Origin of the sequence: Roseovarius lutimaris, assembly GCF_900115165.1 — a bacterium.
GTDB lineage: Bacteria > Pseudomonadota > Alphaproteobacteria > Rhodobacterales > Rhodobacteraceae > Roseovarius > Roseovarius lutimaris.
Map to the genome: position 1 here is coordinate 105,318 of NZ_FOVP01000014.1, position 23,378 is coordinate 128,695.

Annotated in this window: 26 protein-coding genes; 13 read left to right on the top strand and 13 right to left on the bottom strand. The window is 61.3% G+C overall.

Going from position 1 to position 23,378, the window contains the following annotated elements; genetic code table 11:
* Positions 1 to 74: 74 nt before the first annotated feature.
* A complete protein-coding gene (locus BMZ91_RS13260) occupies positions 75 to 902 on the bottom strand; it encodes an SDH family Clp fold serine proteinase (RefSeq protein WP_092839695.1) in 828 nt (275 codons plus the stop codon).
* A gap of 166 nt (positions 903 to 1,068) precedes the next feature.
* Here BMZ91_RS13260 and BMZ91_RS13265 point away from each other — a divergent pair, with 166 nt between their 5' ends.
* Positions 1,069 to 1,419: a hypothetical protein gene (locus BMZ91_RS13265; RefSeq protein ID WP_092839824.1), complete on the top strand. Its 351-nt coding sequence runs from the start codon at positions 1,069 to 1,071 to the stop codon at positions 1,417 to 1,419.
* Between the two features lie 2 nt (positions 1,420 to 1,421).
* Here BMZ91_RS13265 and BMZ91_RS13270 read toward each other — a convergent pair whose 3' ends face one another.
* The gene (locus BMZ91_RS13270; RefSeq protein ID WP_425441576.1) at positions 1,422 to 2,252 is read right to left on the bottom strand and encodes an ABC transporter permease; all 831 of its coding nucleotides are present in this window, start codon (positions 2,250 to 2,252) and stop codon (positions 1,422 to 1,424) included.
* Between the two features lie 204 nt (positions 2,253 to 2,456).
* On the opposite strand from BMZ91_RS13270, the gene BMZ91_RS13275 reads away from it, so the two are divergent.
* From BMZ91_RS13275 to BMZ91_RS13300, 6 genes are all read left to right on the top strand, one after another.
* Complete coding sequence (locus BMZ91_RS13275; protein ID WP_092839698.1) at positions 2,457 to 3,053, top strand: GcrA family cell cycle regulator; 597 nt, start codon at positions 2,457 to 2,459, stop codon at positions 3,051 to 3,053.
* Between the two features lie 241 nt (positions 3,054 to 3,294).
* The gene (locus BMZ91_RS13280; protein ID WP_092839701.1) at positions 3,295 to 4,368 is read left to right on the top strand and encodes a flagellar motor switch protein FliG; all 1,074 of its coding nucleotides are present in this window, start codon (positions 3,295 to 3,297) and stop codon (positions 4,366 to 4,368) included.
* 52 nt (positions 4,369 to 4,420) lie between these two features.
* The gene (locus BMZ91_RS22015) at positions 4,421 to 4,759 is read left to right on the top strand and encodes a ScnB-like protein (RefSeq protein WP_342741950.1); all 339 of its coding nucleotides are present in this window, start codon (positions 4,421 to 4,423) and stop codon (positions 4,757 to 4,759) included.
* A complete protein-coding gene (locus BMZ91_RS22020; protein WP_342741952.1) occupies positions 4,752 to 5,015 on the top strand; it encodes an SH3-like domain-containing protein in 264 nt (87 codons plus the stop codon). The genes BMZ91_RS22015 and BMZ91_RS22020 overlap by 8 nt, the downstream gene beginning before the upstream one ends.
* Positions 5,016 to 5,018: 3 nt before the next feature.
* Positions 5,019 to 5,675, top strand: a complete 657-nt coding sequence (gene nthA, locus BMZ91_RS13295) for a nitrile hydratase subunit alpha (protein WP_092839707.1) — start codon at positions 5,019 to 5,021, stop codon at positions 5,673 to 5,675.
* 60 nt (positions 5,676 to 5,735) lie between these two features.
* Entirely contained in the window at positions 5,736 to 6,662 is a 927-nt protein-coding gene (locus tag BMZ91_RS13300; RefSeq protein ID WP_092839710.1) for a lysophospholipid acyltransferase family protein, read from the top strand.
* 67 nt (positions 6,663 to 6,729) lie between these two features.
* Here the strand turns inward: BMZ91_RS13300 and hemF are convergent, their stop codons facing one another.
* The 6 genes from hemF to BMZ91_RS13330 form a co-directional block, all read right to left on the bottom strand.
* Complete coding sequence (gene hemF / locus BMZ91_RS13305) at positions 6,730 to 7,620, bottom strand: oxygen-dependent coproporphyrinogen oxidase (protein WP_092839713.1); 891 nt, start codon at positions 7,618 to 7,620, stop codon at positions 6,730 to 6,732.
* 67 nt (positions 7,621 to 7,687) lie between these two features.
* On the bottom strand, positions 7,688 to 8,488 hold the full coding sequence (locus tag BMZ91_RS13310) for an SDR family NAD(P)-dependent oxidoreductase (protein WP_092839716.1): 801 nt from the start codon (positions 8,486 to 8,488) through the stop codon (positions 7,688 to 7,690).
* A 47-nt stretch (positions 8,489 to 8,535) separates the two neighbouring features.
* Positions 8,536 to 9,528 (bottom strand): class I SAM-dependent methyltransferase, encoded by a 993-nt coding sequence (locus BMZ91_RS13315; protein WP_092839719.1) that lies wholly within the window; start codon positions 9,526 to 9,528, stop codon positions 8,536 to 8,538.
* Entirely contained in the window at positions 9,529 to 9,867 is a 339-nt protein-coding gene (gene clpS / locus BMZ91_RS13320) for an ATP-dependent Clp protease adapter ClpS (RefSeq protein WP_092839722.1), read from the bottom strand.
* 180 nt (positions 9,868 to 10,047) lie between these two features.
* A complete protein-coding gene (locus BMZ91_RS13325; RefSeq protein ID WP_092839725.1) occupies positions 10,048 to 11,247 on the bottom strand; it encodes a class I SAM-dependent methyltransferase in 1,200 nt (399 codons plus the stop codon).
* 98 nt (positions 11,248 to 11,345) lie between these two features.
* On the bottom strand, positions 11,346 to 13,286 hold the full coding sequence (locus tag BMZ91_RS13330; RefSeq protein WP_092839728.1) for an AsmA family protein: 1,941 nt from the start codon (positions 13,284 to 13,286) through the stop codon (positions 11,346 to 11,348).
* Between the two features lie 464 nt (positions 13,287 to 13,750).
* Between BMZ91_RS13330 and rimO the strand changes: the two genes are divergently transcribed.
* Positions 13,751 to 15,133, top strand: a complete 1,383-nt coding sequence (gene rimO, locus BMZ91_RS13335; RefSeq protein WP_092839731.1) for a 30S ribosomal protein S12 methylthiotransferase RimO — start codon at positions 13,751 to 13,753, stop codon at positions 15,131 to 15,133.
* Here the strand turns inward: rimO and BMZ91_RS13340 are convergent.
* Complete coding sequence (locus BMZ91_RS13340) at positions 15,120 to 15,920, bottom strand: hypothetical protein (RefSeq protein WP_092839734.1); 801 nt, start codon at positions 15,918 to 15,920, stop codon at positions 15,120 to 15,122. The two genes, rimO and BMZ91_RS13340, sit on opposite strands and share 14 nt — an antisense overlap.
* A 378-nt stretch (positions 15,921 to 16,298) precedes the next feature.
* Between BMZ91_RS13340 and BMZ91_RS13345 the strand changes: the two genes are divergently transcribed.
* Positions 16,299 to 16,685, top strand: coding sequence for a thiol-disulfide oxidoreductase DCC family protein (locus tag BMZ91_RS13345; protein ID WP_092839737.1), 387 nt, complete (start codon positions 16,299 to 16,301; stop codon positions 16,683 to 16,685).
* Between the two features lie 66 nt (positions 16,686 to 16,751).
* Positions 16,752 to 17,393, top strand: coding sequence for a PAQR family membrane homeostasis protein TrhA (gene trhA / locus BMZ91_RS13350; protein ID WP_342741951.1), 642 nt, complete (start codon positions 16,752 to 16,754; stop codon positions 17,391 to 17,393).
* A gap of 57 nt (positions 17,394 to 17,450) precedes the next feature.
* On the opposite strand, the gene BMZ91_RS13355 is transcribed toward trhA, so the two are convergent.
* The 3 genes from BMZ91_RS13355 to BMZ91_RS13365 all read right to left on the bottom strand — a co-directional run bounded on the left by BMZ91_RS13355 (position 17,451) and on the right by BMZ91_RS13365 (position 18,848).
* Complete coding sequence (locus BMZ91_RS13355; protein WP_092839743.1) at positions 17,451 to 17,717, bottom strand: DUF6455 family protein; 267 nt, start codon at positions 17,715 to 17,717, stop codon at positions 17,451 to 17,453.
* A gap of 62 nt (positions 17,718 to 17,779) precedes the next feature.
* On the bottom strand, positions 17,780 to 18,136 hold the full coding sequence (locus BMZ91_RS13360) for a YigZ family protein (protein ID WP_092839746.1): 357 nt from the start codon (positions 18,134 to 18,136) through the stop codon (positions 17,780 to 17,782).
* A 1-nt stretch (position 18,137) separates the two neighbouring features.
* Positions 18,138 to 18,848 carry a M48 family metallopeptidase gene (locus BMZ91_RS13365; protein WP_092839748.1) on the bottom strand — a complete coding sequence of 237 codons (711 nt, stop codon included), beginning with the start codon at positions 18,846 to 18,848 and terminating at the stop codon, positions 18,138 to 18,140.
* A 123-nt stretch (positions 18,849 to 18,971) separates the two neighbouring features.
* On the opposite strand from BMZ91_RS13365, the gene BMZ91_RS13370 reads away from it, so the two are divergent.
* Entirely contained in the window at positions 18,972 to 19,211 is a 240-nt protein-coding gene (locus BMZ91_RS13370; RefSeq protein ID WP_092839751.1) for a hypothetical protein, read from the top strand.
* A 17-nt stretch (positions 19,212 to 19,228) separates the two neighbouring features.
* Here BMZ91_RS13370 and meaB read toward each other — a convergent pair whose 3' ends face one another.
* A complete protein-coding gene (gene meaB, locus BMZ91_RS13375) occupies positions 19,229 to 20,197 on the bottom strand; it encodes a methylmalonyl Co-A mutase-associated GTPase MeaB (protein ID WP_092839754.1) in 969 nt (322 codons plus the stop codon).
* A gap of 117 nt (positions 20,198 to 20,314) precedes the next feature.
* Here meaB and hrpB point away from each other — a divergent pair, with 117 nt between their 5' ends.
* Both hrpB and BMZ91_RS13385 read left to right on the top strand, forming a co-directional pair.
* A complete protein-coding gene (gene hrpB / locus BMZ91_RS13380; RefSeq protein WP_092839833.1) occupies positions 20,315 to 22,771 on the top strand; it encodes an ATP-dependent helicase HrpB in 2,457 nt (818 codons plus the stop codon).
* Between the two features lie 96 nt (positions 22,772 to 22,867).
* Entirely contained in the window at positions 22,868 to 23,326 is a 459-nt protein-coding gene (locus tag BMZ91_RS13385) for an NUDIX hydrolase (RefSeq protein WP_092839757.1), read from the top strand.
* The last annotated feature ends 52 nt before the right edge of the window (positions 23,327 to 23,378 follow it).

Here is a 23,378-nt window from a genome sequence, read left to right on the forward strand (position 1 = left end):
AAACCCACGCCCGTCAAGGCGGCCAAGGGCAAGAGCGTGGGTTTCACCCACCCTACGCATTTTGCCCCCCCGCCCTAGCCCATCCGCCGCCCCGGCGGATCAAACGGCAGGAATTCCACCGCAGACTGTTTGACCGGCGAGGGGTAAAGCGTCATCAGATCAAGCACGCTTTGCGGCAGGCCAACAGTGATCGGCAGGCCGAGATCAGTGGCTTCGGTCGGGGTCAGCGCATAATCATGGGTCCATTGGCCAGAGGTCAGCGTGTCGGCCAGAGCCTCGGCCTTGTTGCGCTCCATGCGTGGGGTCATGATCTCGACTGCGCCGCGTTTCACCTGGGCGGTGGCCTTGTCGCTCACATCGGCCAGCACAAGGGCGACATCCGAGACGTGTTCAATCGGCTTGGCATCGCGCGCGGCGATGATCGAGGCGGCGGAAATCCCCATGATCTGTGGGTCAATCGGGCCCAGCATCGAAAACTCGCCCATCACGATTTCATCGGCGGCCAGAGCCATCAGCGTGCCGCCCGACATCGCATAGATCGGCACGAAAACCGTGACCTTGGCGGGATGCGCCTCAATCGCGCGGGCGATTTGCATCGAGGCGATCACAAGCCCACCGGGCGTGTGCAGCACAATATCAATCGGTGTCTCGTCCGGGGTGGCCTTGATCGCAGAGATGATGCTTTGCGCATCCTCAAGCCCGATCTGGCTGGACATGCTGAAGCCGAACAGGCTTCGCCTTTCCTGTCGGTGAATCATGGTGATCACCCGCGATCCCCGCTTGCGCTCGATTGTGCGGATCGCCTGCGCCCGGCGCAGCGCGAACACCCGCCCGGTCAGGATCGGTTGCAGGATCATCACCAGAAAAAACAGAAAGAAAACAGTCGAGAGGTTGAAATCCATCGGGCAGGCACTTCTTTGTTGCATGGGCTAGGTTGAACGGTCGAATGATACATCTGTCGCAGACTGCGGTCATGTTGTGAATTGAAAAACCCCGCCCGATGCGGCATTGATCCCTTTCAAAGACTCAAAGGCCATCAGGGCCACGGGCAGACAAGAGGCACAGGCGATGACACGACTTCCAACCCTTGGCATGATCCTCTTGTTGACGGGCTGCGGCGGCGCAAACGGATTCAAGGGCGACACCCGCAGCGTGCCGCGCGTCGCGCCTATGGCCTTTGGTCCAATCAGCACGGCCTGTGAGCAATCAGACCGCAAGGCCCGCTCGCGCGCGCTCTGTGGCTGTATTCAGGCGGTGGCGAATGACACGCTGACCGGCTCGCAGCAGCGCCGTGCGGTGAAATTTTATCGCGATCCGCACTCGGCCCAGGAAGTCCGCCAATCGGATCGCCCGGGCGACGAGCGATTCTGGCGTTCCTATGCGGCCTATGCAAAGCGTGCCGAACAGATCTGTCGCTAGGCTCAGGCCTTGAGGCGATAGCCGGTCGCCAGCATCCGCCAGGCCACAAGGCAGACCGCCAACGTGGATGCGACGCCAACGGCAAGGCCAAGCACAGGTGAGCTGTCAGAAACGCCGATCACCCCATAACGCGCGCCGTCGATCAGATAGAAGATCGGGTTGAAATGGGTGACGGTGTTAAGCACCGGCGGCAAGGCATCGACCGAGTAGAATGTACCCGACAGGAACGCGAGCGGCGTGACGATGAAATTGGTGATCGCCGCCATCTGATCGAACTTGTCCGCGTAGATGCCCGCAATAATGCCCACGCCGCTCATGAAGGCCGCGCCAAGAAAGACAAAGGCCAGGGCCCAGAGTGGATGCTCGACCCCGATGCCAAGAAACACCAGCAGGCCAAGCCCTATGGCAAAGGCCACCAACAGGCCCCGCCCGGTGCCGCCCGCAAGATAGCCCAGCACAAGTTCGCCGCCGCTCAGCGGTGGCATCAGGGTGTCGACGATATTGCCCTGCACCTTGGAAATCACGATCGAGGATGAGGCATTGGCAAACGCGTTCTGAATGACGGTCATCATCAGGATGCCCGGCGCGATGAAGGTGGTAAAGCTTACCCCCATCACATCGCCCCGGCGCGGGCCGATGGCGATGCTGAAGATCAGCAGGAACAGACCGGCGGTGACCAGCGGCGCCAGCAAGGTCTGGGTCCAGACCGCCAGAAAGCGGCGCACCTCGCGTTCGGCCAATGTTGCCAGCCCAAGCCAGTTGACCCGGCCAAAGCGCCGTGTGCCCATTGTCAAAGGCTCTGCTGGGTGGTTCTGGTCGCGTGCCTGCGTCATCTCGGTCTCCTCATTTCTGGCGGCGCGTGCGGCCGATCCTTCCGGGGCGACCCCGCTTTCGGCCTGCACAGGCCGAAATTGACGGCCTGCGGATCGATTCGATGCCTTGTAACTCAGCCGCCAGTGATTAGAATAGGCCCTTGATCGAATTTGCAAGGCGGCGGGCCATTGACCCGGGCCGCCTTTTGACATGAGGAAGCCCCGATGTCCTGGAACGACGAACGCGTTGAAGTGTTGAAAAAGATGTGGGGGGAGGGTCAGTCGGCCAGCCAGATCGCAAAAGAGCTAGGCGGCGTGACCCGAAATGCGGTGATCGGCAAGGTACATCGTCTGGGCCTGTCGAACCGCAACGGGTCGGGTGGGGCAGCCGCCACCACCGCAAGTGCCGCCTCTGACGCCAAGGCGAAAGCCGCGCCCGAGGCCAAGGCCAAACCCGCCGCCCCGAAACCGGCGCCAAAGCCCGCGCCGAAACCCGAAACCGTCGCCGAAGCAGCCCCTGCGCCCGCGCCGGTGAGCCGGATCAAGGCGATTATTCCCGCAGGTCAGCCCCTGCCGCCACAACCCTCGGCCAATGAGATCGACCCTGCGGCCCTTGCCAAGGTGAGCGAAGTCGAAAAGAAGGCCAAGCGCCTGAGCTTGATGGAGCTGACCGAGCGGACCTGCAAGTGGCCGGTGGGCGACCCTGCAACGCCGGATTTCTGGTTCTGCGGCCTGCCGGTGCAAGCGGGAAAGCCCTATTGCGAAGCCCATGTCGGCGTTGCCTTTCAACCGATGAGCAGCCGCCGCGACCGCAAGCGGTAACCCCGCGTCTGATCCGTTTGAAAAAGCGGTGCGCGCTGACGCGCGCGCTGTTTTCAGGATTGGCGCATGGAGAAACGGCAGCGTTTTCTGTTTGCCCGCGCGCCTTTGGGTGGTCCGGGATGCGCTCCGCGCGGGGATATTTAGGGCCAGAAGAAACAGGCCTGCAAAAACCTTGGACGCTTAGATATTTCTTCACTCTTGCCGCCCTATGATCCGGAAAGGCTTTGGATAAGGGGGCGGCATGAGCAATTCCACACCATTGGCGCGCATATCCGTGTCACCGCAGGCAGGTGCAAGCGCCCATCTGTCGCGCCGTCAGAAGGCCGCGATTATCGTACGGTTTTTATTGAACGAAGGCGCGGATGTGCCCTTGACCGATTTGCCGGAAGCTTTGCAGGCGCAGCTTACGACGCAATTGGGGTCGATGCGCTATGTTGACCGATCGACCCTGGCCGATGTTGTGGCCGAGTTTGCACAGGAACTGGAAGGCATGGGCCTTACCTTTCCGCGCGGCATGGCCGGGGCTCTGACGGCCCTTGATGGGAGAATCAGTCCGCAGACCGCCGCGAGGCTGCGCAAGGAGGCCGGCGTGCGCCAATACGGCGACCCGTGGGAATTGATCCGGCAGGCCGAGTTGAAAGCATTGATTCCGATGATCGAAAGTGAAAGCGCCGAGGTGGCGGCGGTGATATTGTCGAAACTGGATGTGGCCCGCGCCGCCGAATTGCTTGGCAAGCTGCCGGGCGACAAGGCGCGCCGGATTACCTATGCGGTGTCGCAAACCGGATCGGTCAGCCCGGCGGCGGTGGATCGAATCGGGCTGGCGCTTGCGGCACAGTTGCATGATGCCCCCGAAACCGCCTTTGATCAGGGCGCGGTCGAGCGGGTTGGCGCGATCTTGAATTCGTCGCCTGCGGCCACGCGCGACGATGTGCTGGTCGGGCTCGATGAGACCGATCAGGATTTTGCCACCCTTGTGCGGCGCGCCATCTTTACCTTTGTCCATATCCCCGAGAGGGTCAAAGCCGTCGATATCCCACGTGTGATGCGCGAGGTTGATCAGCCGGTTCTGGTGACGGCGCTTGCGGCGGCCTCGGCAGGGGATCTGGCGGCTGTCGCCGATTTCATTCTGGAGAATATGAGCAAGCGCATGGCCGAAGCGATCCGCGAAGAAATGCAAGAGCTTGGCCGCGTAAAAGGGCGTGACGGAGAAGAGGCGATGATAGCGGTGGTCAACGCCATTCGCACCCTGGAAGCCGGGGGCGAAATTTCCCTCGTGGTGGCGGATGAGGACAGCGATGAGGAGGAGGATTAGATCAGATCAAACACGCTGGACAGGCGCGCACATGGCCTCTACGATCCATCCCATGAGTGATACAGATGGACGCCGCTGGCATGATATGGGCGGACAGGACGCAGGGCCTGTTCCGATGGAGGGGCATGATTTTGCCCTCTGGGAAAAGCGCGTCGATGCGCTGATGGTTTTGTGCGGCTCCAAGGGGCTCTTCACCGTGGACGGGTTGCGCCGCGCGCTTGAGGACATGGGTGAGGACGCCTTTGAAAAGCACAGCTATTACGAACGCTGGATCGCGGCGGTAAATCAGAACCTTATCGAGGCCGGGATTTACACCCTGGAAGAGCTTGGCACCCGGATGGAAGAGATCGCCGCGCGCGGACCGACATATGGCGAGGCGCAAAATGGCTGAGCGGGTGCGTGTCAGGGCGATGATGCCGCCGGGCCATGTGCGTGCGCCCGTCTATCTGCGCGGCAAGGAGGGTGTCATCGAGCGCCCGCTTGGTGCCTTTCACAACCCCGAGCAACTGGCCTATGGCCTGTCCGCCGAAAAAAAGCCGCTTTACCGGGTGCGCTTTCGCATGGCTGAGCTTTGGGGTGAAACGGCGGAAAACCCCAACGATACGCTTGATGCCGAAATTTACGAACACTGGCTCGAAAGGCTCTGAGCGATGCCCCATGACCATCCCGACCATGCGCATGATCACGACCACGGCCTAAGCCCTTCTGGTCACCCCTACCGCGCCGACAATGATGAACCGCTCACCTATTGGCAGCGCATGGAAATTGCGGTGCGCGAGCTTTTGATCGAAAAGGCCAGGGTTAGCCCGGCGGAAATCACTGCCCAGATCGAGGTGATGGATGCCCGCAGCCCTGCCAATGGTGCCGCCGTCGTTGCCCGCGCCTGGAGCGATCCGGCGTTCAAGACGCGGCTTTTGGCCGATGCCGGCGCGGCCAGTCGCGAGATGGGGTTCGATATCGGGCCGCTCAACCTGATTGCAGTGGAAAACACCGACAGCGTTCATAACCTTATCGTCTGCACGTTGTGCTCTTGCTATCCGCGCAATCTTTTGGGCCTGCCACCCGATTGGTACAAAACCCGCGAATACCGAAGCCGCGCCGTCCGCGAACCGCGCGCCGTGTTGCGTGAGTTTGGCGTTGATCTGCCCGAAAGCACTCGCATTCGCGTACACGACAGTACCGCCGATATGCGCTATATCGTGCTTCCCGCCCGCCCGGCTGGCACCGACAAGATGACCGAGGCTGAATTGGCCGACCTTGTCACCCGCGATGCGATGATCGGTACAGGTCTGGCGCGCACCCCCTGACCGGCTTATGCTTGGGGCGCAGGGGTATACGCAGGACCCGCAACATCAAGGCGCCCCGGCATGAGCGACACCCTCGACCGCATCACCGATACCGCTGGCGGCTTAGCCATGTACGCGCCCATCGCGCTGACAAAACTTCTGCCGTACCACCTGCGCATTCCCGTCATGGGCTGGCTGACCGCGCGCATGGTCGCACCGATCGCAGGCTATGACAAACGTGTGCGTGACAACCTTGCGCATGTCCTGCCCGCGCTTGCCGAAGCAGACGTGCGGCGGCTGATGCGTGCGGTACCCGACACTGCCGGGCGCAACATGGCAGAGCTTTTTTCCACCCCAGAGTTTATCGCCCGCGCACGAAAATCACGGGTCTATGGTCCCGGCCTTGCCATGATCCGCACGGCCCGGGCCAAAGGCCAGCCGATCATCTTTGTCACCGGCCATTTCGGAAGCTTCAACGCCGCCCGCATCGCCCTGATCGAACAGGGGTTCGAAATGGGCGTGTTTTACCGCCCAATGAAAAACACATGGTTCAACACCCGCTACACTGCGGCGATGGGGGCGCTGAGCCAACCGATGTTCAAACAGGGGCGGCGCGGCAAGGTGCAAATGGTCAAGCACCTGCGCGGCGGCGGGGTTCTGGCCATTCTCACCGATCTCAACGCCCATGACGGCGTGCCGCTCGATTTCTTCGGCAAACCGGCGCTCTCGTCCCTCGCCACGGCCGGACTGGCCCTGAAATTCAACGCGCCGCTGGTGCCCATATGGGGCATACGCTCGGAAAACGGGCTTGATTTTGAAATTCTGGTTGAAGAGCCGATACCACCGAGTAATCCGGTCACCATGACCCAAGAGGTCAACCGCCGGTTAGAGCGTCAGGTGCGCGACCGCATGGATCAGTGGTTCTGGATTCACCGCCGCTGGAAAGATGGCACCGGGCCGATGGCCGATCGCGGGGCCAAAAAGCTGCCAGATCGGCAAAAAGACTGAGCGCAGTTTCTTCTGGCTCTAAATATCCCAGGGGGGGTGGGGGGACAGCGTCCCCCGTTTTACCCGCTCAAAGCCATTTCGCCAAAGGCGGCAGACTCATCAGAACCGCATTGGCATCATGTCCGGTGGCAAGGCCAAACTTGGTGCCACGGTCATAGACAAGGTTATATTCCGCATATAGCCCACGATGAATAAGCTGCGCATCCTTGTCGGCCTCGTCCCAGGGTTGCACGCGGCGTTTTTCGATCAGCGGAATGAAGGCAGGCAAAAACGCCCGGCCAATATCCTGCGTCAGGGCAAAATCGGCGTTCCAATCGCCGGTGTTGCGATCATCCATGAAAATGCCGCCGACACCGCGCGCCCGGTGGCGATGCGGGATATAGAAATACTCATCCGCCCAGTCCTTGAGACGCGGATATAAATCGGCCCCATGCGGATCAAGGTACGCCTTCTGGGTTGCGTGAAAATGGGCGGTATCCTCGTCGTATTCGATGCAGGGGTTAAGGTCCGACCCGCCGCCGAACCACCAGGCCGAGGGGGTCCAGAACATCCGCGTGTTCATGTGAACGGCGGGGCAATGCGGGTTTTGCATATGCGCCACAAGGCTGATGCCCGACGCCCAGAACCGCGGATCGCTGTCCATGCCCGGCACACCGCGCGCGGCCATCGCCTTTTGTGCGGCCTCGCCAAGGGTGCCATAGACCTCGGAAACGTTGACACCGACCTTTTCGAACACGCGGCCACCGCGCATCACGCTCATCAATCCGCCGCCTGCATCGGATCCGTCATCGCTCGCGCGGCGGGTTTCGCTCACATCGAACCGCGCCGGGGCGGCATCGGCCATCGGCCCTGTGGCGTGGCTGTCCTCCAGCCCTTCAAAGGCCGCAACGATCTGATCGCGCAAGTCGCGAAACCATGCGGCGGCGCTCTTTTTCTCCGTGATAAACTCTTCGCTCATCCTGACCTCTTCACTGTTCTGTCGCGCCCGCCTGTTAGGGCGGGCAAGCCACGCCGGTCATATCCTGTCAATGCGCAGGTGCGGTCACCGGATCAAGCAGCGTGCGCCCGCCATCCACCGTCATGATCTGACCGGTCATGAAGGCCGATCCTTCACAGGCGAGATATTGCACCGCTTCGGCCAGTTCGGCAGGCGAGGCGATCCGCCCAAGCGGCGTATGGCATTCGATATCGGATCTGTAATCGCTGTGTTCGCGCAGGGTATCCTTGAGCGATGCACTCATCACCGAACCAAATGCCACCGCGTTCACCCGAATGCGATGCGGCGCAAGCGCCACGGCAAGGCTTCGGGTCATCTGATCGAGCGCCGCCGAGGAAATCGAATAGGCCATAAGGTCTGGATGGGTCCGCCGCGCGGCGATCGACGACAGGTTCACGATTGTCCCCGCCACGCCTTCACGCGACCCCTCGGCCTGTTTGATCATCCGGTTGGCAACCTGCTGGCTCATCCGCAACGCGGTCAGCAGGTTTTGCTGCAACAACATCTCGACCGCATCATCGTCAGGGTTAAGGGCATCCGAGGGCACCACCTGACGACAGGCATTCACAAGGATATCGACCCCCTCGAAGGCATCTATCGTGGCCGACAAAAGATTGGCCTGCGCCAGCTTTTCACGCAAATCACCAGCGAAATAGCGGATATTGCGGCCCTCATCATTCTCGCCAAGTTCTTTGATCAGACGCTCTTCGTCCATGTCGGCGAACATCACATTCGCGCCCTTGTCGGCAAAATGCCGCCCGATGGCCAGGCCGATACCATTGGCCCCACCGGTCACGATGGCGGTTTTACCCGAGATGGAAAATGACATGGAATGCGCCTTTCAAGCTGATTCTGTCCTGCGCAGCCTAAGCGAAGTCACCGCGCCTTGCGAGACGGGCGCGCCGCGCGCAACACCTTGAAGCGGGTATCGCCCGCCACCTCTTCGACCTGAGCAAAACTTTGCGCCAGAGCCGCCTCATAGGGCAGATGCCGGTTCGCCACCAGCCAAAGCTGCCCGCCCGGTTTCAGCATCCCCGCCGCCGCGCGGATGAAGGCGCGCCCAAGGTCGGGCTCTGCGGCACGCCCCTTGTGAAACGGCGGGTTCATGATCACCGTGTCAACGGCGCTCTCGGGTTGCCAGCGGGTGGCGTCATCCCAGTGAAACCGAACCCGAGAATCGCCGATGTTCTGGCGCGCACAGGTCAAAGCCGCATGATCGGCCTCGACAAGATCAAGCTGCACAATGCTCTCGCGCTCAAGCGCGCGCGCCGTGAGGTATCCCCAGCCACCGCCAAGATCGACCACATGCGCGCCCATCTTGACCGGCAGGTGATCGCCCAGAAAGCGCGAGGCGGGATCAATGCCATCCGCCGAAAACACCCCCGGCGCGGTGACGAAACCGCCCTCGACGGGCTCTGGCGTGCCTGCCGCCCAATCGGCGAATTCCGGCCCGGCCGGAAAGCTGAAAATCTTGCCATGCGCCTTGGACATCGGCGCGCTGACGTCAACCCGGCGGCGGCATTCCCTGAGCATCGATTCGATGCCATCGGTCTTGGCCCCGTCCAGGATGACCGGCCCATCCGTGACCGCTGCGGCCTCGGCCACCAGCGCCCGCGCCAGCATCTTGGCACGCGGCAAATAGATGATCGCCGCGCCATAGCGCCCCTCGGGCGCCACAACGCAGGTATAGCCAAGCCCGCCGAAATAATCGGCATCCGGTTTAAACCCGGTGATCACCTCGACCCGGTCTTGCGGTAAGGCCCGCAGATCGGCCCCGACGCGCGGTGCGAATACCGCGATACGCCCGGCCTCGGGCAGGGCGACACTGCCCTCGGACAGGGCCAGCGTCAGGCGAACAGGATCAGCCAATTATTCTTTTTCCATTGTGCATTGCAGCGGATGCTGGTGGCGGCGGGCGAAATCCATCACCTGCGCCACTTTGGTTTCCGCGATTTCATGGCTGAACACGCCAACCACCGCGAGGCCCTTTTTGTGAACCGTCAACATGATCTCGAACGCCTCGGCGTGGGTCATGCCAAAGAACCGCTCAAGCACGGCAACAACAAATTCCATCGGGGTGTAATCGTCATTGAGCAGCATGACCTTGTATAGCGGCGGGCGCTTGGTCTTGGGGCGTGTTTCCACCACGACCGACGGGTCGCCATCCTCCTCGTTCGGTCCGGCCATTTTGATGAGATTTTCAATCATGTCAGTCGCTATACCAGGTGGGTGTTCAAGACGCGGCTTGGTTCGACCAACCTATATAACTTTTAAACCCCGTTAGAAAAGGGGGGCAGGCGAAAGAACCCCAACACCCTTTGGCGCGCGCCAAAGATCCGTGCCATGGCGCCGCCTCGGCAAGGTGATCACGAACCCCCCGCACATCGCCTAGGCTTTGCGCAGAATGTTGGAATAGAGTAGCATCCCGCAGGCCCCCAGATCCCGCTCGATCCGCCCCCAAAGCGCGCCCATGCCAATCGGATCGGTGCCGGTCTGGGCCGCGATCTCGGCCAGGCTGCGGCGCCCGTCGATCAAGCCTATCAGCGGCGCCGCGCCCTTGGGCAGGCTCAAACGTATTTCCAGCCCCGAAAAGCCAAGCCTGGGCTTTTGCCCCTGCGCAATGGCCCGCGCAAGATCACCCGCGCCAACCCCCTTGAGATGCGGCACCAACGCGCGATTCTTGCCGCTTGCGGGGGCGCGTGCCTCGCTTGCGCGGATCGCATAACCAACATGGGTCTTGATCGTCCCGCGCAGCTTTTCGGCCAGCGCCATCTGCTCCAGCGCGCCAAGGTGATCCGGCACCGGCGTGATCCGGCCAAGATCATATAGCGCCGGTATGGTAAACCCGCTCAACTGCCAGCCCGCCGCGCCCATCACCCCGGCCAGAGCGGTCACATCAAACGCGCGGTCCTGACTGTGCAACAGAAGATCATAAAACCCCGCATCGCTGTCCTTGTGATCACCAAGGTTGATATTGGCGCGAAACGGGTGGCCCTCGGGCAGGTCCGCCACCAGCTTTCTGGCCGCCTTTAGACGTGCCTCGGGGGGCATCCCGTCGTAAAGCGCGCCAAACGCCTCTTGCAGCGGGTAAACCCCGGACCGCCCATAGGGCGCGTAAACCATGAACCCCATGCCACCGCCGGGCGCCAGCGCCGCCAAAAGCGCCTCGAACCCCGCCTGCGGCTCGGGCAGATGATGCAACACGCCACAGCAATCAATATAATCGAACTGCCCCAGATCGGCCGCGTCCAGCAAACTGCCGGTGACAAAACGTATGCCCTCAAGCCCGCGCACCCTGGCGCGCGCCTCGGCCACCTTTCGCGACGCGGTGGACAGGTCAACATAGGTAAGCTCAAGCGGCCGTCCGGCGGTTTTCATCATCTGCGCCAGTTGAATGAGCCCATCGCCGGTGCCGCCGCCCGCCACCAACGCCCGAAGCGGTTTTGACCAATCCCGCTGACCGCCAAAGAGGAAATGATCAATCTCAAGCACATGCGACGGCGAGCCGCTGATCAGCCGCTTTTTCTCGTCGCGGGGGTCGCGCTCGGGATAGGGATAGGCCTCGTATTGCGCCTTGACCTCACTCATGCCTGCCTCATGTCGCGTGTCGGGGCTCAGGGCCCCGATTGTTTCACCGTTCCGAAAATACTCAAACCCGCCCGCGCGACCGGATGCCCTTACCGGCCTTACTTGAACAGTTTGAGTAACTTGCTCTTGGCTTTGTCCTCAAGTTTTTCCTTCACCGCGTCCTCGATCGACTGGCCTTCCTCCACGGTCACGCCAAGCTTTTTCTCGACCGCGCGGTTGATCTCTTTCTTGGCCTTGGTTTCAAGCTTCTTGCGCTCTTCCTTGAGGTTCATGTCGATCGCTTTTTCAAGGTCGGGCGTGATCCGTGGATTGGCCCAGGGCCCCCTGATCCGCACCGGAATCGCAAGCCCGCGACTGTTTTCGCCCTCAAGCAGAACCGGCGTGAACAGGTAATCAATATCGCGCGCCCCAAGCCCGACACGGCCGGTGCCGGTGGCTTTGGCCAGCGGCAGGTTCATCAACAGGTCAGTGTTGAACAGGTTGCCCTTGTCCATCGTATAGCTGGCGCTCATCTCGTCAAACACCGTGGTGCCGCCCGTCATGTCGCCCGAGCGCATCAACCGATCAAGGTCAATGCCGCTGATCACCCCGCGCCCGGTCTTGAGCGAACCATTGCCGCTCAGGCTATTCATGATCGCATCAACCGAAGGCCCGGATCCCAGAAAACTCAGGCTGGCGTCGCCACGTGCGGAAAACCGGCTCACATCAATCGCATCGGTCAGGAATGTTTCAAGGTTGATGGCGCTGACGTTCATAGTGCCGCCCACCGACAGGCCAGAGCGGTTGTTGACCACGAATTCACCGGTGATCAAGCCCTCATAGGCGCGCAATTCGCGCAGGCCAAAGACCGCGCGCGACCGGTCAAGCGTCATCAGGGTGCGGGTCTTGCCAAGCTTGAGATCGCCCAGATTGACACTATCGGCGACAAGCGCCACCTCGCCATTGGCAAGCGCAAGCGCACTGGCATCAATCGCCGCTTTCGACCAGCCCGCATCGCCGCCGCTGCCGCCGTTGCTATCGGCCCCGGCAAGCGTGGACAGGTCAAGCGCCCCGGCGTTCAGCTGTGCATTGATCCGTGGCACGGTTTCGCCAAGCGCGATATCCGCCCCACCCGCGATCTGGTTGCCGCCAAGCGCAAGCGCAAGGTCGCGCAACGACAGGCGCATGTCTTCAGTCAGGGTGATCTGGCTGCTGCCTTTGATGCTGCGGCCAAACCCTTTAGGCACGTCAATCGCCCCAAGGCCAAGCCCCGCCATGAAGCCAGAGGTGCTGGCGATATCGACGTCAAGGCGGCCCTCAAGCTGTGGCTGCAAACCGGCACGCCCGGCAAAACCAAGGCTGCCGCCCGGCGATGTCAGATTGGCCGCAACACCGGTCACCGCGCCGTCAAGGAACTGTCCCACCTGATCAAGCTGGCCATTGATGCGCACCGCCTCGCCCGCCGGGCGCAGGGTGGCCTCAAACGTGGCGGTGCCGTCATAGCTTGGCCAGCGAAGCTCGAAATCCATGTTGCGAAAGTCCTGAACCTCGCCACTGCCATGATCGGTATAGATCAGCGATGCGCCGGTGATCAGAGCCCGGTCAAGCGTCAGCGCAAGCCGCTTGGATTGCGCAGGCGCGCCGCCGTCCGATTGCCCCGATTGCGCCACGCCGTCAACCCCGAGCTCCCAGTTGACGCGGCCATTGGCGGCGCGTTCAAGCCGGATTGCGGGGTTCACCATCTCAAGCCCGGTGATCCGGATATCGCCGCCAAATAGCGCGTTCGGCTCGACCCCGATCTTAAGGCTGTCGGCGCGCAGCATCGGGCCCGCTTCGGACCAGTCGGCATTGGCCACCTCGACCACGCCGGTGCTGACGCCCAGAACCGGGTAAAAGCTGATCTTGGTGTCGCCCTGCATGGTGACCTTGCGACCGGTGGCACTGCTGATCTGATCCGCCGCGATCCGCGCGATCCGGTCGCCCGGCAACAGGAAAAGCGACCCCACAGCGACCACGATGATCACAATCAACAGCCCGATCAGCCGAAACACCCAACGCATGGCACACCCCTATTATTCTGATGCAACAAGTGTAGGCCCCCGACACCTACGGGGGCAACCGCTTTTGGGGAATGCGCTATTCCTTGCGCCCCACCAGCCCTGTCAGAACGGCGGTGCCAGCCAATCAGCCGAGATCAAAATCACATCCGAATTCGGCACCATTTATCCGGCGGTATCGACGCTGCCGAAAAGCAGAAAGGCAAGAGCCTAGATACCTGCGGCCCAAACCAACGCCCACGCTGGTTGATGCCAATAGCCAAACATCCAGCGAAAGAAGAAATCCCAAACCTGACGTAACATCGCGGGAATTGAACCAAAGACAGCCCGATGTGTCCCATCCACCGGGCCAAAGGCGCGCATCCGTTCGGCCACGCGCAACTTGCACTCACGCAACCGGGCGCCCTCTCGCAATCCTCTTCCCACATCCTCTTCACTCTGGCGCGCGCACCCGCTATGACGCCCCCATGTCACAGAACCCACCCGATCTGCGCCCCGATCTGGCGCGCGCCCGCATCACAGAGCATCCCCGCGCCGGTCAGCCGACCATCGGCATGGTCTCTTTGGGCTGTCCCAAGGCGCTTGTGGATAGTGAACGCATTCTCACCCGGCTGCGCGCCGAAGGGTATGGCATCTCGCCCGATTACACCGGGGCGGATGCGGTGATCGTCAACACCTGCGGCTTTCTCGATAGCGCCAAGGCCGAGAGCCTTGAGGCCATCGGCGAGGCGCTGGCGGAAAACGGGCGGGTCATTGTCACCGGATGTCTCGGGGCCGAGCCGGAGTATATCCGCGAGCATCACCCGCGTATCCTTGCCGTCACCGGGCCGCACCAATACGAACAGGTGCTTGATGCCGTGCATGCCGCCGTGCCGCCCTCGCCCGACCCATTCATCGACCTGCTGCCCGGATCCGGCGTAAGCCTGACACCGCGCCATTATAGCTATCTCAAGATCTCCGAGGGCTGTAACCACAAGTGCAAGTTCTGCATCATCCCCGACATGCGTGGCCGCCTTGCGTCACGCCCGGCCCATGCGGTGCTGCGCGAGGCCGAAAAGCTTGTCGAGAACGGGGTGAAAGAGCTTTTAGTAATCAGCCAGGACACAAGTGCCTATGGCGTCGATATCAAACATGCCGAGGCGAACGGTCATCGCGCCCATATCACCGATCTGGCGCGCGATCTCGGCGCGCTCGGGGCCTGGGTGCGGCTGCATTACGTCTATCCCTATCCGCATGTGCGCAACCTCATTCCGCTGATGGCCGAGGGGCTCGTGCTGCCTTACCTCGATATCCCGTTCCAGCATGCCCATCCTGAAACGCTGCGCCGTATGGCCCGCCCTGCGGCCGCCGCGCGCACCCTTGATGAGATCGCCGCCTGGCGCTCTGTGTGCCCTGACCTGACGCTACGCTCGACCTTTATCGTCGGCTATCCGGGCGAGACTGAAGCTGAGTTTCAGACCCTGCTAGAGTGGCTCGACGAGGCGCAGCTTGATCGCGTCGGGTGCTTTCAATACGAAAACGTCGCCGGCGCGCGCAGCAACGATTTGCCGGATCACGTGGCCAGCGAGATCAAACAGGACCGCTGGGATCGCTTCATGGAAAAGGCGCAGGCGATCTCCGAGGCCAAGCTTGCCGCCAAGGTCGGCCGGCGGATCGAGGTGATCATCGACGACATCGACAACGACGGCATCGCCACCTGCCGCACCAAGGCGGACGCGCCCGAGATCGACGGGAACCTGTTTATTGATGAGGGGACAGACGGGCTGTCGGTCGGGGATATCGTTCAGGTTGTGGTGGATGAGGCGGGGGAGTATGATTTGTGGGGGGCAATAAGGACTAATTCGCTTTAACAAGGTGATCAAAGAGTTCGTAACCGATCTTTGTTAATCTCCACTTGTCCTCAATATCACTGGACGCTATTTTGCTTGCCTTTAACTGCTGGAGGCCCTCCCGTGTCTCCACTTCCGCGCGCGTATGATTATAGCTGGGAAGTACTTTAGATAATTCTTGCAGAAAATGCGCATCTTGGAGGAGATCACGTTGTGTAACTCTTCCACTTTGGACCCTGCCAAGTTCAAGTATGATTGTCGCGGCTACGGGGCTCAGTGTGTCTCGAATTTCATCTATTTCATTCGCTTCACTTATCCGATTGGACTGAGCTATTCGCTCGCTCACGAGTTCCTCTACGACGTCATCATCTCCAATAGATTTTGCATCTTCTAAACGTTGCGCGGCAGCTATCTTTCTTTTCTCTTGTGCAGCTTCCAGTTCAGCCTTTGCATTCTCTTCGCCAGCCGACTTTCTGAAATCGTTTATTCGCCGTTTGCTCGCCATATCGCCCTGAAGGTCATTCAGCAGTGAAGTTGGCACCTTCGCCAACCGTGCTCCAAACAGTTTGAGCCACGGCGTTGCAAGTGCGAGCAGAACACCAATAATTATCGGCTTCCAAAGCAGCGTTGCAGAAGTGGTGTTCGCATCAACAAACAGAAACTTTGCCCTAACTGGCTTATCTGCGAACAGCAAATAAAAGATCGGCTTCCAATTGCAAACAATAAAAACAATGCCAATTGATCCAAGGAAGGGGCTTCGGATTCGGTCCTCCCAAGCCTTCAACGCATCCTTAAAAAAATCGGTCATAAATATATCCTTGGAACACTGTCAATTACACGAGACTTGCGCTCCCGCTAAACTAGAAAGATCAACGTGAAACACAAGCCTTCTTAAGTTGGCGTAACGTTTGCAATCACATGTGCCTCCCCAACAAAGGACAGCGCCCGGCCCTGGGTGGGTGCGAAGCGCCCTCCCGTGGGGAGGGTCGGGCGCTGTCCGGGTCGCAAGCGCCCCGGACTTGGGATTTCACCAATGTCACCGTCACAAATTCAAGGTTTGGCACGATTGACACGCGTGGGTTTCACCCACCCTACGGGCTGAGCCTTGGGCGGGCTTCTGGGGGGGTATATGCACCCTATCCTTGATCCCACATCGCCCTACCTCCCATCCTAAAGGAGGCCCATCATGACCAGCGAAACCGAAGTTCTCTATAACGCCCGTTGCCCGGTCTGTCGGGCCGAGATCGACCATTATGCGGGCTATGCTGCGCGCCACACCCTGCCGATCACGTTTCATGACCTCAACAGCCATGCGCTTGAGCATTGGGGGATAAGTGCCGATGCCGCCGCCCGCCGGTTGCATGTGCGCCGCGACGGGCGCATCGCGTCGGGGGTTGAGGCGTTCGTGATGCTCTGGGCGGCGATGCCACGCTATCGGCTGTTGGCGCGTGTGGTGGCGCTGCCGGGTCTGCGACAGGTCGCCGGGGTGATCTATAACCGCCTTCTTGCGCCCCGGCTTTACGCCCGGCACCTTGCGCGCGAGCGCCGCAATTGCCGCAACGTCACCCTATAAAAGCCAAAAATCTCTGGCATCATGATTTTGTTAAGGTTTTCCTGCCAAACAGGAGTGATGATTGATATGTCTTATCCAGATTATTCCCGGGCCGAACGTGTGGCCGACGGCGCGGTTCATATCCTGGGCCTTGCCGCCGCGATTACCGGGGTCAGCTTTCTGTTTGCCATGTGGGCGCTGCGGATGGATGGGGTCACGCTGGCCTCGACCATCGTCTATTCCGGCGCTTTGATCCTGATGCTGGCCGCCTCGGCCACCTATCATCTTGCCGCCCATACCACCGCGCGCCCGATATTGCGGCGTCTGGATCATGCGGCGATTTACCTTAAGATTGCGGGCACCTTCACGCCACTTAGCGTGCTTTTGGGCACTGGCTTTGGCTATGTCATCCTGGCGTTGGTCTGGGTGCTGGCGCTGATTGGGGCCGCGGCCAAACTCTTGGCGAAACGGGGCCAGATGACCACCGGGTGGCTGCCCTATGTGGCGCTTGGCTGGTTCGGGGTGGCCCTTTTTGTACCGTTGATGGATATCCTGCCCAGCACGAGCCTCTGGCTCATGCTGGCGGGCGGTATCCTCTATACTGCGGGTGTGGTATTTTATGCGTGGGAAAACCTGCGCTTTGCCAATGCGATCTGGCATGTGTTTGTCGCGGTGGCCTCGGCCTGCTTTTTCCTCGGAATTTCCGGCGCTTTGGCGATAACACTTTGAACGCCGCCCTGAACAGCGTGCCTCGATCACCCTGGCACCGCGCAGCGTAAGCTGCGTCTAGGCCTGCTTGCCCGCTTTCAGAAGCGCGAACAGATCTCCGTTGCGGCAGTAGTCCGGGCCTTGCTCGACGACCGCGCCTTGTGCCGCCAACCAATGACCGCAGGCCTCGGGATTGGCGCAGCCAGTGCAGGCGAGTACCGCATCACTCAGGACACCGGGGCGCATTTGCCCGGCCATCATCTTTTCCTCCAGGTCCACACCCAGAGTGTTGGCCATCCGGTCAACCAGGTCGGCGTGACGTTTCAACGTGCTGGTGCTTTGCATGGACATTCTCCTGTTGCTGGACGCAAGATGCGGAGCTTTGCGATTTTTGACCTTGACCTAGATCAAGCGGCGCGTTCATCAAAATACGCGCGCACGCAGTCCTGCACATGGCGAAACCGGTCACCGCCAAGCTTTTTGCCGCCATACCAACGGGTTACCACGATCACATGATCGCGCAGATCGTCGCGCTCCAGCATCCGCAAAATCACCATACCTGCGCCGGATTCACCGTCATCGCCCTTGAGGGCGGTGCCATCCGCCAACAAAACCGCCCAGGTGTTATGCGTCGCCCTGGCGAATTTCTTGTCGCGCTTGAGATCTTTCAGAAAGGCCTCGACCTCTTTGCGGCTGCGCACGGCGCCGCCCGAGACCGCATAGCTTGAGCCCCGGTCGTTGATCACACCGCGCAATTGCCGCATGTTACAGCCCGGCGTTGACGCGCCGCACGGTTTCGATGCGCTGTGCATTGGGCGGGTGCGTCCCAAGGAATCGATCACCGGGATCGGGTATGCGTGTAAAGAACTGCGCGCCCCTCACCGGGTCATAGCCCGCCCGCTTGGTGATCACAGTGCCAAGTGCATCTGCCTCAAGCTCGAAATTCTTGGAATAGCTGCGCGCGCCGACGCCCGCGCCAATATCGACCGCCTGATCCACAACCGTCGAACTAGCCCCGGTGAGCGCCGCAAGCCCGCCAAGCAGGATTGCCCCGGTCGCGGCATTTTGCTGTTGGCGCGGGATATGCCCCTCGATGTGATGCGCGGCCTCATGCCCCATCACAAAGGCAAGCTCGTCACGGTTGCCCACATCGGCAATCAGCGCAAGCGTGAACGCCAGAATCGGGCGCCCGGATTTATCAACGGTCTGATAGGCATTGGACGGCTGGCCTTTGCGGTCGTCCACGACAATCCGGAAATCGCAATTCGCCCCCGAGGTGCGCGCACGGCATTCGCGTTCTGCAACCGGCTCTACCGTGTTAACAACGCTTTGAAACTGTTGAAGCTTATCACGCGTCGGCGTCGAGGGCGCTTTTTGAACGGCCTGCGTTGGCGCCGGACGGCTTACCTGCCCGGGCTCGACGGTCGACACACAGCCCGCCATTGCAAGCAGGCCAAGAATGGGGATCAAACGCATCACGCACCTCATTATCCAACGCTCTTGCACCGGTGTTTAGCAGGGTTTCATCTTACTGACAGCCCCTTGCGCGATCTTGACCTGTGGGCTTGCAAAGACCCGCCAAGCCGCTAGGATCGGGTCATGTTTTCGATTGAGCATGAATTCGACGCAACCGTGATCACATTGGTCGATGAGGGGCCTGCGCCCTTAGGCGAAGATGTGATCGTGAATGCCTTTGAGGAATGCGTCACGGTCCAGCAATACGATCCGCGCACCGATCAAACCCATGTGATCACCCTGTCGATGGCGCAACTGCGTGATCTTGGCTCTGCACTTGATCTGCCCGAGGGCGTATATATGCAAACCCCTGTAAAGAAATAGACAATCGCAGGTCAGGGTCAGACCTTTTTCAGAACCTCTACGGCGGCCACTGTCGGTGTCATCGTTCCTTTTGCCACACGCTCTGAATACTCCTGCATCACGGCGCGGGCGTCGGGCGTGTCCAACTGGGCCAAAAGACCCTGACGCACCTCTTCGCGGAACCAATAGCGCGCCTGTTCAGCCCGCCGCCCGGAAAAATGCCCTCTTTCGCGCCGCCAATTGACCAATGTCATCATCTCGTCCCAGGCCTGGCGCAGCCCCTCTTCCTGAAGCGCCGAAACCGTTGTCGCCTTGGGAAATCCCTCGGGATCCTGCGGGCGTTTGCGCAACAGCCGGAGCGCGCCGGCATAATCCGAACAGGTCCGCATGGCCGCCGGTTTCAGGTCTCCATCGGCCTTGTTGACGAGAATGATATCGGCCATTTCCATGATCCCGCGCTTGACCCCCTGCAATTCATCCCCCCCCGCAGGTGCCAGCAACAGGATAAACAGGTCGGACATTTCCGCCACCACGGTTTCGGATTGCCCCACCCCGACGGTTTCGATCAGGACAACGTCAAACCCTGCCGCTTCGCAAAGACGCACCGCCTCGCGGGTCCGCCGGGCAACGCCGCCCAAATGCGACTGGCTTGGCGACGGGCGGATAAAGGCGTTCGGGTCGCGGCTCAGGCGATCCATCCGCGTCTTGTCACCCAGAATAGAGCCGCCCGACCGGGTCGAGCTTGGGTCAACCGCCAGCACCGCGACCCGCAACCCCTGCGCGGTCAACATCATGCCAAAGCTTTCGATGAAGGTGGATTTACCAACCCCCGGCGTGCCCGAAAGACCGATGCGAATGGCCTCGCGCCCCGCCGATTTAAGCGCCTCTATCAGGGCCGCCGCCTGTTCACGGTGGTCGACGCGCGTGCTTTCAATCAGGGTAATCGCGCGGGACAGGGCGCGGCGATCACCGGCAACGATCTGGTTTTTGAGGTCTGAAATATCCATGCATGTGGCCCGCTGTTCAGTGATCAATGTCCTGCGCCTTACATGCCTTGGGCGGGGCGGGCTTGTCCAGATGCGGGGGCTATGGAATTCCGCGCCGCGATGGCCGATAAGGCAGGAATGACGCCCAGACTGCCCATCCACGATGCGATTGCCCCGCTGCTTGATGCGTTGCGGGCCTGTGGGCGTGCGGTTTTACAGGCGCCACCGGGCGCGGGCAAGACCACGGTCGTGCCGCTTGAAATCTTGCGCGCCGGTCTTACCAAGGGCCGAATTTTGATGCTTGAACCGCGCCGCCTTGCCGCGCGCGCCGCTGCCGAGCGGATGGCACAGACCCTGGGCGAACAGCCCGGCGAAACCGTCGGCTATCGCATTCGGGGCGAGGCGAAAATATCATCCCGAACCCGGATCGAGGTGGTCACCGAAGGCATCCTGACCCGAATGATACAATCCGACCCCGAGCTTTCGGGCGTCGGCGCGGTGATCTTTGACGAATTTCACGAACGCTCGCTCAACGCCGATCTCGGGCTGGCGCTTTGCCTTGAGGTGGCGGGCGCGCTGCGTGACGATCTGATGCTTGTGGCGATGTCGGCGACGCTTGATGCCGAGCCGGTGGCAGCGCTTATGGGCGACGTGCCGGTGATCACCTCTGAAGGGCGCAGCTATCCGGTGGAAATCCGCTGGCTTGAGCGCCCCTTGCCGAAAGGCAGACGGTTCGAAGTGGCGCTTGCCGATCTGGTGGCGCGCGCTGCGGGTGAGACCACCGGCGGCATTCTGGTGTTTGCCCCCGGCGAGGGTGAAATTCGCCGCCTTGAGGCGCAGTTAAAGGGCCGTCTGCCGTCCGATTGTCAGATTCGCCCACTGTTTGGGGCGATGGATTTTGCCGCGCAACGGGCCGCGATTGCCCCCGCGTCGCAGGGTCGAAAGGTGGTGCTGGCCACGGCGATTGCCGAAACCTCGCTGACGATTCAGGATATCCGCGTGGTGGTTGATGGCGGACGCGCACGGCGCGCGCGGTTCGATCCCGGATCGGGCATGTCGCGGCTGGTGACCGAAGCGGTCACGCGCGCCGAGGCGAGCCAACGCACCGGGCGCGCCGGACGGGTGGCCGAGGGCACCGCGTACCGGCTCTGGACCAAGGGCGAAGACGGCGCGCTTCGCCCCTTTCCCCCGGCCGAGATCGAGGCCGCCGACCTGAGCGCCCTCGCGCTTGAGCTTGCGCTTTGGGGGGCCGGACCAGAGGATTTGCCGTTTCTGACGCCGCCCAACCCCGCCAGCTTTGGCGAGGCACAGGCGTTGCTGGCGATGCTGGGCGCGCTTGATGCCGAGGGGCGTATTAACGATCATGGCCGCACTCTGGCGGCGCTGCCGTTGCATCCGCGTCTGGCGCATATGCTTGCGGTCGCAGGGCCCGAGGCCGCGCCGATGGCCGCCCTGCTGGCCGACCGCGATCCGCTGGCACGTGGCGCGCCGGTGGATCTGACGCTCCGGCTGGCGGCCATTCGCGATTTTCGCGGCTACTCTGAGCGCTCGCCGCATGTCGCCAATCGCGGCGCCGTCGAGCGGATCAAGACCGAGGCCAAGCGCCTTGCCCGCCAAGCGAGACGCGCAGGCAAGAGCGCGATGAGCGACGCCGAAATGGCCGCCCTTGCCTATCCCGATCGCATCGGGTTGCGCCGCAAGGGCGATCAGCCACGCTATGTGCTTTCGGGCGGCAAGGGCGCGATCCTGCCCGAGGATGACACGCTGGCCGCGGCCCGGCTGATCGTGGCCACCGATCTTGACGGCGACCCGCGCGAGGCCCGTATTCGTCAGGCGATCCAGATTTCCGAGGGTGAAATTCGCGGGCTTTACGCCGATCAGATCGCCTGGCGTGATGTCTGCGACTGGTCGCGGCGCGAGCGTCGCGTGATTGCCCGGCAACAGGAATGCTTTGGCGCTTTGCTGCTTGATGACCGCCACTGGAAAGACGCACCGCCCGAGGCAATTGCCCGCGCCATGCTCGGCGGGGTGCGCGATCTCGGGCTGAACTGGTCGGACCCGGCGCGCCGGTTTGTGGCGCGGGTGTCGCTGATGCGCGACGCGGGCGAGGATTTGCCCGACATGTCCGACGCCGCCCTGCTCGACAGCCTTGAGGAGTGGCTTTTGCCCTATCTCAAGGGGGTCAAAACCGCACAGGACTGGAAGCGGTTCGAAATGCTGGAGGCCCTACGCGCGCGGCTGAGCTGGGACCAGATGCAGGCGCTTGACCGCAAGGTTCCCGGCGCGTTCACCACCCCCCTGGGGCGCAAAATTCCGATTGATTACAGTGGCGAACACCCGGAAATCGCCCTACGCCTGCAAGAGTTGTTCGGCCAGATCAGCCATCCGATGGTCGGGCGCACACCGCTGCGGGTGACGCTTTTGTCGCCAGGGCACAAGCCGGTCCAGACGACGCTGGATATCCCCGGCTTCTGGGCCAATTCCTACGCCGACGTGCGCAAGGACATGCGCGGACGCTATCCCAAGCACCCCTGGCCCGAGGACCCGACCAAGGCCGACCCTACCCTACGCGCCAAGCCGCGAAAACCCCGGTGAAACGCCTTTAAACACAGGTGTGAATTGTAATATTTTGAATATACATTATATTCAGTCGCTAAGAAAAACAAAAAGACGAGCAGGTTGAACTTGGACATGACAGACGGATTTAAGAAAACATGGACCGAATTGGTCCAGCCAATTTTGCGTCGCCCGCGCCGACTTCAGGTCGCGGCGCTGTGTTACCGTGAAAACAACCCCGGCAAAGAGGTGCTTTTGATCACCAGCCGTGGCACCGGTCGCTGGATTGTGCCCAAGGGCTGGCCGATCGACGGCCTTAACGCGATCGAAGCCGCCTTGCAGGAGGCCTGGGAAGAAGCCGGCGTCAAGGCCTTTGCCCATACTGCGGAATCCGTCGGCAGCTTTGAGTACGAAAAATGGATCGACGCAGGCTATGAAACCCCTGTCGAGGCCAAGGTATTCAAGGTCAAGGTCGATGAGCTCAAGGATACCTACCCCGAGGTAAGCGAACGCAAGCGCCAGTGGTTCAGCCCCGCCGAGGCCGCCAATCTGGTGAATGAACCAGGTTTGCGTGACATTCTAAGGCAAATCTGACCTAAATCTGCGAACTTGAGGCAAAAACCGTTGAAACAACGGGCCGTCCCCA

Coding starts and splice junctions, on each gene's coding strand:
- BMZ91_RS13260 (WP_092839695.1), bottom strand. CDS start 902: ATGGATTTCAACCTCTCGACTGTTTTCTTTCTGTTTTTTCTGGTGATG.
- BMZ91_RS13265 (WP_092839824.1), top strand. CDS start 1,069: ATGACACGACTTCCAACCCTTGGCATGATCCTCTTGTTGACGGGCTGC.
- BMZ91_RS13270 (WP_425441576.1), bottom strand. CDS start 2,252: ATGACGCAGGCACGCGACCAGAACCACCCAGCAGAGCCTTTGACAATG.
- BMZ91_RS13275 (WP_092839698.1), top strand. CDS start 2,457: ATGTCCTGGAACGACGAACGCGTTGAAGTGTTGAAAAAGATGTGGGGG.
- BMZ91_RS13280 (WP_092839701.1), top strand. CDS start 3,295: ATGAGCAATTCCACACCATTGGCGCGCATATCCGTGTCACCGCAGGCA.
- BMZ91_RS22015 (WP_342741950.1), top strand. CDS start 4,421: ATGAGTGATACAGATGGACGCCGCTGGCATGATATGGGCGGACAGGAC.
- BMZ91_RS22020 (WP_342741952.1), top strand. CDS start 4,752: ATGGCTGAGCGGGTGCGTGTCAGGGCGATGATGCCGCCGGGCCATGTG.
- nthA (WP_092839707.1), top strand. CDS start 5,019: ATGCCCCATGACCATCCCGACCATGCGCATGATCACGACCACGGCCTA.
- BMZ91_RS13300 (WP_092839710.1), top strand. CDS start 5,736: ATGAGCGACACCCTCGACCGCATCACCGATACCGCTGGCGGCTTAGCC.
- hemF (WP_092839713.1), bottom strand. CDS start 7,620: ATGAGCGAAGAGTTTATCACGGAGAAAAAGAGCGCCGCCGCATGGTTT.
- BMZ91_RS13310 (WP_092839716.1), bottom strand. CDS start 8,488: ATGTCATTTTCCATCTCGGGTAAAACCGCCATCGTGACCGGTGGGGCC.
- clpS (WP_092839722.1), bottom strand. CDS start 9,867: ATGATTGAAAATCTCATCAAAATGGCCGGACCGAACGAGGAGGATGGC.
- BMZ91_RS13325 (WP_092839725.1), bottom strand. CDS start 11,247: ATGAGTGAGGTCAAGGCGCAATACGAGGCCTATCCCTATCCCGAGCGC.
- BMZ91_RS13330 (WP_092839728.1), bottom strand. CDS start 13,286: ATGCGTTGGGTGTTTCGGCTGATCGGGCTGTTGATTGTGATCATCGTG.
- rimO (WP_092839731.1), top strand. CDS start 13,751: ATGTCACAGAACCCACCCGATCTGCGCCCCGATCTGGCGCGCGCCCGC.
- BMZ91_RS13340 (WP_092839734.1), bottom strand. CDS start 15,920: ATGACCGATTTTTTTAAGGATGCGTTGAAGGCTTGGGAGGACCGAATC.
- BMZ91_RS13345 (WP_092839737.1), top strand. CDS start 16,299: ATGACCAGCGAAACCGAAGTTCTCTATAACGCCCGTTGCCCGGTCTGT.
- trhA (WP_342741951.1), top strand. CDS start 16,752: ATGTCTTATCCAGATTATTCCCGGGCCGAACGTGTGGCCGACGGCGCG.
- BMZ91_RS13355 (WP_092839743.1), bottom strand. CDS start 17,717: ATGCAAAGCACCAGCACGTTGAAACGTCACGCCGACCTGGTTGACCGG.
- BMZ91_RS13360 (WP_092839746.1), bottom strand. CDS start 18,136: ATGCGGCAATTGCGCGGTGTGATCAACGACCGGGGCTCAAGCTATGCG.
- BMZ91_RS13365 (WP_092839748.1), bottom strand. CDS start 18,848: ATGCGTTTGATCCCCATTCTTGGCCTGCTTGCAATGGCGGGCTGTGTG.
- BMZ91_RS13370 (WP_092839751.1), top strand. CDS start 18,972: ATGTTTTCGATTGAGCATGAATTCGACGCAACCGTGATCACATTGGTC.
- meaB (WP_092839754.1), bottom strand. CDS start 20,197: ATGGATATTTCAGACCTCAAAAACCAGATCGTTGCCGGTGATCGCCGC.
- hrpB (WP_092839833.1), top strand. CDS start 20,315: ATGACGCCCAGACTGCCCATCCACGATGCGATTGCCCCGCTGCTTGAT.
- BMZ91_RS13385 (WP_092839757.1), top strand. CDS start 22,868: ATGACAGACGGATTTAAGAAAACATGGACCGAATTGGTCCAGCCAATT.